We start from the raw sequence: 10055 nt of genomic DNA, 5'->3' as shown, positions 1-10055 counted from the left end.
AATGCCCTTGTCCAAATATTCGGCAATCTGCGGATGTCGGGTGGGCAAGCGGTTTGGAGTGTCTGCATCCGGGTGCACGTTTCTGTACACTTACGCACAGGTGTGTTCCACAAAATAACACACTGTGCCCGTTGAGAGCATCGAAGAGAAAGTTTCTTTGCGTAATCCACAACCCGACCAAAAAGGTTGGATGCTCTAATTGTAGGTGGAACGCACATTCGCTTCCTTCCTGAAGCCCTCCACCCGCAATTCTTCCGAAGCTGTGAAGATTTCAAGGGGTAATCGATAGTCGGATCGACCATTTTCTCCTTGAAATCCAGCTTCAATTACGGGAGAATGGATACCAGAAGACAAACCATCATAGAGAGGCAGGTCACCATAACCGGTGCCCACAGCATATGGACCACTGCCGGGAACATGAGCCTCCTCTTGTAGAGATCGAGAGTGGTCATCTCCTCGCCTGTCACCTGTTATCGAAGCTGCTCATGTAAGGGGAGAATGGCCCGCGAGAGTTATCAAAACCAAGGTGCCTTCACAGGGCGAATTCAACGAGGAGGTTGCGTATGAGCGGATATCACAAACGTAGTCTCGACCCTTTTCCCGTGCAAAAACTTACACGGGTCGATCGACCCACGACAACGATTCAGGATGAAAAGGTTCAGAGGGTAAGTCAATCGGATGCGGGCTTCATGAAGGCTCGCAGAGGACTGTATGGCTCCACCCTTCAGAGGGAAGTAGGCCGTTTTGTGCCGAAACACCCTATGTCGGGCGCCGAGAACTGGATGATGGGGAAGATGGTGCCCCTCGTGGACGGGATGGTCGCAGCCCACAAGGCCCCGATTCCCGATGATCCGGTTCTCCTCACCCGGCATATCAAGGAGGCCGCGTACTTTCTCAGGGCCGATGCCGTCGGGGTCTGCGAGCTCCCTCCTTATGCTGTCTACTCCCATAATTTCGATCCCAAGAACCCGGACTCAAATGGGATTCCGGTCGAGCTGAACCATAAATACGCCATCGGGATTCTCATCGATCAGGACTGGAGGACTGCCGAGGCTTTTACAGGGCATGACTGGATAAGCAATGCTATGAGCATGCTCGCCTATTCCAACTCAGGGTTCATCGCCATAATCCTCGCTGAGTACATTCGGCGGCTCGGCTACCCGGCGAGAGCTCATTACGCAGCAAACTATCAGGTCGTGCTGCCTCCGATTCTCCTGTGGGCCGGGTTGGGGGAAATGTCCCGGATCGGGGATTGCATCGTACATCCGTTCCTCGGACCCCGGTTCAAGGGAGCGGTGGTGACCACCGATCTTCCCCTTGCACCTGACAAACCCATCGATTTCGGATTGCAGGATTTCTGCTCGAAATGTAAGAAGTGTGCCCGGGAATGTTCCGGAGGTGCGCTCTCCGATGGCGGCAAGGAGATGTACAATGGGTATGAGAAATGGCCTACGGATGTTGAGAAGTGCACTAAGATGCGGGTGGGGAACCAGAAAGGCTCAGGCTGTGGGACGTGCATAAAAGTTTGTCCCTGGAATAAACCCTACACTCCTTTTCACCGGGCCGTGGGCTGGGCAATGCGGAAGTCGTCGCTGGCACGAAGCCTCGCCATCCGGGGTGACGATCTGATGGGATATGGCAAACCGGATTACAGCAAGAAGTGGTGGTTCGATTTGGAAGACGTGCACGGAGACGGGATTCTTACAATGCCTGAAGTGAGAGAAAGAAGAACATGATGGGACAAAGCGCGCACGGGGGTTGAAAAAATAATCAAAAGTTATTGGACAAAATATGCTCTTATGTCCAGTGTAAACCCAACAATGCTCTATAGAGCGGCTTTTTTCCTTGCGATGGGAAATGGAAATATTAGACAAAATGATGGAAGATAGGAAGTATCTATTTCTCTTCCTAGATCCATTGAGTTTTCGATCTGAGATCGAAACCGCGCAACGGTTGATGGTTATCTCGAGGTTTCGGTGCGAAGGTTCTCAGCAATCCCATACAAAGTTTCACAGACGGTCAGAGTTGACGGACGTGCAATTCGTCAATTTCATGAAAACTATTGAATACGCGCGAGAACTGCGAGCGAGAAAGCGGGCAGGAAAGAGAATGCTCCTGAAACTAGCAAGGATTAGAAATAGATTTGGGGGAAGTGGTCAATATAAACCTCTTTTTTGTCGTGTCAATAGATTCTTCAGGTATCTGTTTAATGCTCTATCCTCCTTGTTGGTTAGTAGAAGGTAATCTTTAACCGAATTCTAGGTCATAGAGAATCTTTAATCCCTTGCATTCACCCTTTGTGTCTGATACCATTAGAAAAAGCAATGATGCTGATGGGCCAACGTAAAGGAAGATTAGTGATTCAAAAGCTCACCTTTCAAGTTTGATGATTTTATCCGCACAATATGGGAATTGAAAGTGAACGCAGATGAACTGAAGAAGCTCGAAGAAACACTTTGGAAATCGGCGGACACGCTTCGGGCCAATGCTCGATTTTCAAAAGCTGAAAGAGGATTTCAAGACGAAGGAATATAAGAACATTGAGATTGCCGATCTGAGGGCCTTTATCGAAGGCAAGATAGAACAGATGATCGCCCGGAACTCGACACGGGCCGACTTTGCCCAAAAGCTACAGGAGATAATCGACAGATACAACGCGGGTGGCTCTTCCACGGAAAACTATTTCGATGAGCTTGTGAAGTTTACCGAGTCTTTAAAAGACGAGGAAGAACGAGCTGCCCGTGAGGGTTTGTCGGAAGACGAGTTAGAAATCTTCGACATCTTGAAGAAGGAAAAGATGACAAAAGACGAGACCCAGAAAGTAAAACTCGCCGCGAAGTCACTCCTTGAGAGACTGACCAGGGGAAAGCCCAAGGTCCTTGTTCAGGACTGGTACAAAGATAGCCAGACACAAGAAAAAGTAAAGACTGCGGTTGAAAAAGTATTGGACAAGGCCTTGCCGGAGAGCTACGACAAGGAGTTATTTCAAATTAAGCGCGACAATGTATACGATCTGATCTACGGGTATTCATTGAGAAAGATGAAGTGGGCAGCGTAAAAGCCCGCAACTTTCTCGGAGGTGTTCATGGCACACTGGTCTGAATGGCTATCTTTCCCAAACCCAAAGAAACAAGAATATCTTAACGCCCCCATAGGCCCAGGTGTATATAAACTGAGAAATAAACGAACCGGGGAATGGGTTCTCTTTGGAAGGAGCAAGAATGTTGCACACCGGATGACGTCCCTCCTTCCCGTACCGTTGGGAACCGGGACAAGACGGAATCAACTGAAGCGTGGATACATTTTGAACCACATAGCCGATATCCAGTACTGTACGCTTGCGTGCCTGAGCGAAGAAGAGGCAAAACTGGAGGAAAATAAATTACAAAAGTCTGGAGAAAATTATTTGTTCCCTACGTGAGAGACTTCGTAGCTTTCTCTCTCACGGGACGGAAAGCACGAGACGACCGGGGTGAAGCTGTGTCACGGCGCAGCACCTCATAAAGTTTCTTGCTGAGGGGCCGACCCCCTCATTTGATGAAGGTTTAGCCGATCTGACTCTGCCTGTTGAGGTGCAGCGGTAATCCCTCTCTTGCAAAGGGGAGAACAAAAGAGAGTGATCCAAAAATGTATCATAGGAGGCCAGGGGAATGAACTGGTACGAAGTTTTTCGGCGTCTGATCAGTCAAGGGGACGGAGGAATGACGTCGTACGAAACTTGGAGCCTGATCATTCAAATCGCGGCTTGGGTGGCTACGCTTTTCCTTGCTTTTATCGCAATCTGGGGTGATCGTATCCGGTCGAAGTGGTCTGGTCCCAAACTGAGGCTCTTCGTCCTGAATTCCACGGGAGAAGTCAATCCATCGAGCGATGGTGCTCCAGTACGGTATTACCATTTGAGGGTGACTAATGATCGAAAGGGTGCCCCTGCTCGCAACGTGCGGGTAATGCTTACGAAGATATTGCAACTCAAGGTGGGTGGTAGGCCAGTGGATAGATCTTTTAGTGGTCCGCTCCAACTTACCTGGCAGTTTCCTGCATTCCACCCACAAACATCGTCAATCGGCCCTGACGACGTATGCGATTTGGGCAATATAATGCAAGGGAGGTCATTCGCTCTCACACCGTACGTTGTGCCAAACAATTTTGCTGGATATGTTGGTGCCAACGAAGAGATCTTAGTAGAGGTGGTCGCGATTGCCGACAACGGCCAATCGGAACCGATCAACATTAAGATCGCTTGGGATGGAGGCTGGAGCGATGATGATGTTGAGATGCGCCGTCACTTAGTCGTTAAATGACGTAAGATACTTTTGCTCCTTTTTTGTCAAGTAAAATTGACTATAGATCGTCATCGTTTTTGCCCCCCCTTTTTTTGCAGATGTCCAATATTGAGAGGCCCTTCTTTATTTTCGTATTCCCATAGCCTACCGACCCATTATTCGGCCACTATCTTGTCTTTCTTGTACTACTCATCGCGAAACGCTGCGCGCCGACACGAGGAGTCAATCCTATTTGACAAAAGGGGGTCAAAAGTATCTGACAATCTACATATTATAATTATGGGAACTGCTACAACGAGGACAGGACATCTTTGGCCGATTCTAGTTCTCCCGGCCCGGTTCGCCCCTCTCCGGCATTTCCGGGGAGTTTATCACTCGATCAACAACGTATCCGAAATCCGATCTCTTTTTAAGTAGTTTAGCGTCCGGGAAGTGGATACTTCTTACTCGATGCCCGGCGCCCAGACAAAGAAGAAAGTCACGGAACTCCTCATCACGAACTACTTTGTCAACCAATCCTTCCTGAAGTGCAAATTCCTATTTATCAGAAAGCGTCTAACTTTTTCGAGTGGTATCTTTTGTCGGGTCGATAATTTTATACTTGTAATCACGTCTGTATTGCAGGAGAATGAAGTAGTAACGGTGGGAGAGGATTCGATAGTCCGAGGAAGCAACTGATGCAAATCAAACGGATCAAAATCACTAATTATCGGTGTATACGGGATCTCGAATTCGTCCCTTCCAACCATAACGTCATCATAGGCCAGGTTAATGTGGGCAAGAGCACCCTCCTCAACGCACTGGCTTTGGTTTTAGATCCTGATGTAGGAAGGAGGTACAAGCCTATCGACGAGGCGGACTTCTTTGAAGGCCGTATTCGAGACAACGAGGGTAAACCTCTATCCATACAAATTGAAGTGACACTAGTTTACGAGCTGCAAGAGGAACATAACTATTTTCTGGACGAGACAGAGCTATGGGATGAGAGGGACCAAAAGATCATAGAAGATTCAGGTAATATCGCGGTTCTTGACGACCCCAGAAACCTGTTTGCGCTTCGAATTGGATTCGAGGCAAAATTTGATGAGAAAGAAAAAGATGTTGTGTATCGATGGTTTTATCCGAAATACTCTTCGGACGATCCACAGGGACAAAGAATATGTAGCAGATCTGAGAGGGAAAAGGTAGGTTTCTTCTTAATACCCGCAGAGAGGAACGTCGACAAGGCCCTTAGTTTCACGCGCTACTCTGCTTTAGACAAAGCCCTTCGTGCTGACAAGATTGTCCTTGACGAAGAACTGGGAAAGATAGTCGAGCACACCCGGGGAGCCGGAAACCACCTTTTTGATAACGAGGATTTTGAAAAACTTATAAAAGAAATAGAATTACGTGTAGAGGTGATGCTTGCACTCGACCCAAACGCTAGCCGGAAACTAAGTTTCGAAGTCTCTGAATTAGGACACTACGATGTGATGAATATTCTCAAGGCGTTTGTATTGCCGCAGGGTTCGTCTCGACCGTACCCGGTGGCTAATCAAGGAATGGGAGCACGTCAGATCATAACGTTGGCAACTCTTCGGATGCTGGCTGCGCGTAAAGGAAGCTGCATCATCGCGATTGAAGAACCGGAGATTAGTCTGCATCCCGATATGCAAAGGAGCTTGGCGAGCGATTTGGTAAGAAGTCACCGCCAGACTTTCATAACGACCCACTCGGTTCACATTGCCCAGGCAATCGAGCAGAAGCATCTTTTCTTAATGACTGCAGGAAAGGAAGAGCCAAGCCAAGTTCGTCCCACCTTGCCTAGCCCAAGTCGGAACCTTTCGGCTGGCACAATCAAGTCCGTCCGCCGCGTAAGAGCCTATCACCCATCCGATTTTCTTGATTGTCTCTTTTCATCTAGAGTGTTGCTTGTTGAAGGGCCAACCGATCGGGAAGCCGTTCCGGTGCTCATTCGCAAGGTGAGCGCGAGTCCTGGAAGGCCCTTTGATTTAGATGGCCTCAGCATTGGTGTTTTTCCGTGTGACTCAAAAGCGGAAATTTCTAAAATAGCTCCCTATTTTAAGGCATTGGGTAAGCCGGTTTATGGCCTAGCCGACAGGGAAAAAGGCAGCGCCTCGGAAGACACGAAAATTGAACGTGAATGCGATTGTGTGCTTTTCTGGCCAGCCGGGACTGCCATCGAGAAGGTCCTTTTGATGAAAATTACTGCCGAAACAGCAGCAAACTATATAGCTGACGTGACGGACATGGGAGAAACGTACTTCCAAGACTCGAGAACAAGCGAGAAAGGCTTCGATGGGCAAAAGGCCGATATCGTGGGATTTCTGAAAAAGAGACTAGCTCACCGCCAGTTTGCTGAATTCATCCCACACTCTGAGATCTCCGATCTGATCGTTGTCTTAATCGATAAACTTACACTGATCTGCTCTGGCCAGTGCAGTTCACGCAGGGTTAATCTTGATGCGAAAGCCGATAGTTGAGCAGGAAAGAGTGATCGACTGTCAAGACTCGGCTTTCCTTGTCACCTCTCGACCAGGAAGAGGAAAGACAACCGTCGCTCTTTGGTTCGCCGAGAACCTTATACGACGTGGAATGATCGGTCCTACGCAAAGAATTCTCTTTTTAACATTTTCTCGTAACGCTGTGTATCAGATATCCACGGCGAGTGGAAGCTTGTTAGAAGAAGCCACAAGATCCCGCATTGACATCGCAACATATCATTCCTTTATGTGGTCGTTGTTACAGAATTTCGGCCGCTATGCTGGCTTGCCACGCCAGTTACAGTTGGTATGGGACACAAAGTCAAAGGCAGCAAGCTACGGAGTGTGCTCTGACAGCGAGAATTTGCCCCGATTCCTTGCCTGCGCAGTAGGGGGTATAACATATGATTGTTTCGCTCCTCTCGCTACCCAATTGCTCGGAAGCGTTCGTTTACGCCAAGCTTTGTCTTCCTTATATCCAGTGGTTATAATAGATGAATTTCAAGACACCGATGACCAACAATGGAAATTCATAAAACTCCTTACATCGTTCAGCCGCCTGTGTTGTTTAGCTGATCCTGACCAAATGATTCATCGCTTCAGGGGTGCCAGGGACACTAGGCTGGATGAGTTTATTGAGCAAAGGCAAGCAAAAGTCTACTCATTGCAAGAGAAATGTCTCAGAACCAATGAGCACGAACTTTTGGATTTTGCAGAAGCTATCTTAGATAACGCCTTAGCGGAGGACAGAGCTTTCGGTTGGAGCAAGCGCTTTTTGAGAGGCTATCCTGGCCCAAATGCTCGGGCTTATTGGTTAAAGCGTGTACTTAAAGAGTTCTACGATGATTACCGAAAAAGAGGGTTTACAGACATGCCCACAGTGGCGATTGCCACTTATGCCAACCAAACAGTAGGCTTAATAAGAACGGAACTCGCAAAGAAAGGCGGCAAAATTGAAAAGAGTTATTCATGTGCCCTTTTAGAATCAGATCACGACCAATCGCTCGATGATCTTACTATTCATCTTGCCTTTTGGATAGCACTCAGACGGGAAGAAGATGTCAAAATCTCCATGAGAATGATCGGTGTGCTGGTGTCACCCGAGGACATCGACAGAGCAAGTGGGGCCGTAAAATTACTATTTGATCCTGAGGCTATACTATCTGGAGAACTAGCCCCTAAACATACTGCCAAGATCGTGAGTCAGACGCTTATCGGATGGAGGCAGGTTCGATCTTCCTGTTTCGATGTCATAAGTGAATCTATCTTCCTGCTTAACCAACTTTCAACCAAGATAGCCCCCCTTGCGAATAAATTGAGAAGTCCTGAAACAAAAGAACGCTTTGGATTTCTCTGTGATCTGGCCAGCACTTGCAACGAAGGTAAGATTGAGGAACAGTTGGGTCGTTTGAAATGGAAGCTAAATAACATTGGGCTTCATCAATCTGTTCTACAGCGGGCGAAACCGATCAGGGGTAGGGTTGTGACCACAACGCACAAATTAAAAGGAAAAGAGTTCGATTATGTCATGCTGGTCGCAATGCCGAAGGAGAAGTTCTATTCCGCTGGTGAGTCGGAAGTAGACGGGCGAAGACTTCTGTATGTCGGACTGACCCGTGCGCGCTATGATGCTCGAATTCTATATATGGCCTCCGCACCACCACAACTCTTCGCTCTCTTACACAACAATACACAACTGACCACCATGATAATCAATTAGCCCTACAGATAAAAGTGCTCGACTTCTGCGACCCATGACCGCTACCGGGGGTGCATCAATCGATACTCAATACGATCCTACTGATTACAACCCTGTTTCTGTTTTCAAGAACGCGCCCTAAAGACTAAAACCTTTGGATTCGTAGTAAGCTGTATCTCAATAGAAGAAACTTTCGGTTTTTCTACATAAGGAGACTCTTGATGAGCCTTCTTCGTGGAGAGAAAACATGGGGGTATTTGTGGGGGTATAAAGAAATAAAATGAATTATAAAACTTAAATATATCAATACTATGAACAGGCAATTATATTCCCGCCGCCTCCACCAAATTGATAGATCAATAAAATCCGAAGTGGTACAAAAACCCGTTAGAAATAGCGGGTTTTTTGCTGCCGTCCGCCTGAGGAAGTGTTATGAGATATATCGAAATACGGAAGTTCGGGACTGTGTCTGGTGGTGGTCTATGGGTCGCGAAGAGAGTTCCTCCTAGACCAATCACATTGGGACCACGTGTCACCATATGGGCAGAGCAGAACTGATGACAAACAAAGTGGCATAGACTTCATGGCTCGGAGAGGGGCTGACTGTCCAGAAAGAGGTTGACTTTTATACGAAACCTGATTTCCCCATGTCGTTCCTCCGTTTTATCGAGAATGAGGTGTGAACAAACAGATTGCCGCGATATCCGTATTATATAATTCTCCCATAATACACTTTAGTATTATACTTAATAACAACATGACCATCTTGTTGATATTCATGGAATATGTCTTTCAGCTTATTAAGCGCTGATGCATGATATCGAGAACTTTCTTTTGGCGTGTATGATGACGACAAGAATCTTCCCTTAAGACCATCAAGATCAAGTTCTTGATAATTATACATTGTTGATATTTCACAACCGCTACTTCCGTAGAATTTGCCGATTACCTCTTCATTAATCATTTTTCGATTCGCCTTTCGTTCTTGTGAAAAAAACTGTCTCAGTAGATCGTTGTATGCAGCATTGAAGTCGTCCCCATGCGCGATCCTGTCATTCCAAATTAAGATGACCCATTTCTCGCCCCTTAATATTCGACTAAATTCTTGCTGTGTTTTTTCTTCGTCAAACCAGTGAAACGATTGGGCGGCACAAACGATATCAACTGATTTTGCTGCAAGGTTTGTACTTTCAGCACTTCCATCAATGCTTATGAAATTTGTATATTTTGACAGGTTTTCTTGCGCTGCCTGTCGCATGTTCTGATTCGGTTCTACCGCGTATACCCTGTCACAGTGATCAACCAGCAGCTCGGAAAATATACCTGTTCCGGAACCAATATCGGCAACGACAGTGCGCGCATTCAGATTACATTTAGACTTTAGTGTATCTGCAATTTCGTCTGGATACCGTGGACGGTATTTCCTGTACGCGTCTACCCTGTCCGAAAATCTTTCTTTACTATCCATAACGATTACGTTGCACTAGACCTCTGCCGTCTCTCGCATACCAACTATGCCCGTGTCCCTGTCCATGGGCCTATGCCGTACAATGTTGGGACAGGTCGGCCCCGTCCGTGCAACTCCTAATC

The 10055-nt window shown here is 47.2% G+C and carries 6 protein-coding genes; 5 read left to right on the top strand and 1 reads right to left on the bottom strand.

Annotated features, from left to right (window positions below; genetic code table 11):
* Positions 1–563: 563 nt before the first annotated feature.
* The 5 genes from VMT62_12680 (at position 564) to VMT62_12660 (ending at position 8486) form a co-directional block, all read left to right on the top strand.
* Positions 564–1736, top strand: a complete 1173-nt coding sequence (locus VMT62_12680; protein ID HVN97276.1) for a reductive dehalogenase — start codon at positions 564–566, stop codon at positions 1734–1736.
* Positions 1737–2485: 749 nt separating this feature from the next.
* Positions 2486–3058 (top strand): type I restriction enzyme endonuclease domain-containing protein, encoded by a 573-nt coding sequence (locus tag VMT62_12675; GenBank protein HVN97275.1) that lies wholly within the window; start codon positions 2486–2488, stop codon positions 3056–3058.
* A 592-nt stretch (positions 3059–3650) separates the two neighbouring features.
* Positions 3651–4301 carry a hypothetical protein gene (locus tag VMT62_12670; protein ID HVN97274.1) on the top strand — a complete coding sequence of 217 codons (651 nt, stop codon included), beginning with the start codon at positions 3651–3653 and terminating at the stop codon, positions 4299–4301.
* A gap of 659 nt (positions 4302–4960) precedes the next feature.
* Positions 4961–6766 carry an AAA family ATPase gene (locus tag VMT62_12665; GenBank protein ID HVN97273.1) on the top strand — a complete coding sequence of 602 codons (1806 nt, stop codon included), beginning with the start codon at positions 4961–4963 and terminating at the stop codon, positions 6764–6766.
* 10 nt (positions 6767–6776) lie between these two features.
* A complete protein-coding gene (locus VMT62_12660; protein ID HVN97272.1) occupies positions 6777–8486 on the top strand; it encodes a UvrD-helicase domain-containing protein in 1710 nt (569 codons plus the stop codon).
* 688 nt (positions 8487–9174) lie between these two features.
* Here VMT62_12660 and VMT62_12655 read toward each other — a convergent pair.
* The gene (locus tag VMT62_12655) at positions 9175–9933 is read right to left on the bottom strand and encodes a class I SAM-dependent methyltransferase (GenBank protein HVN97271.1); all 759 of its coding nucleotides are present in this window, start codon (positions 9931–9933) and stop codon (positions 9175–9177) included.
* Positions 9934–10055 lie beyond the last annotated feature (122 nt).

The organism is Syntrophorhabdaceae bacterium (assembly GCA_035541755.1).
In the GTDB taxonomy this organism is placed as follows: Bacteria; Desulfobacterota; Syntrophorhabdia; order Syntrophorhabdales; family Syntrophorhabdaceae; genus PNOF01.
Note: the sequence above shows the minus strand (reverse complement) of the source record. Positions and strands in the feature narration are given on the sequence as shown.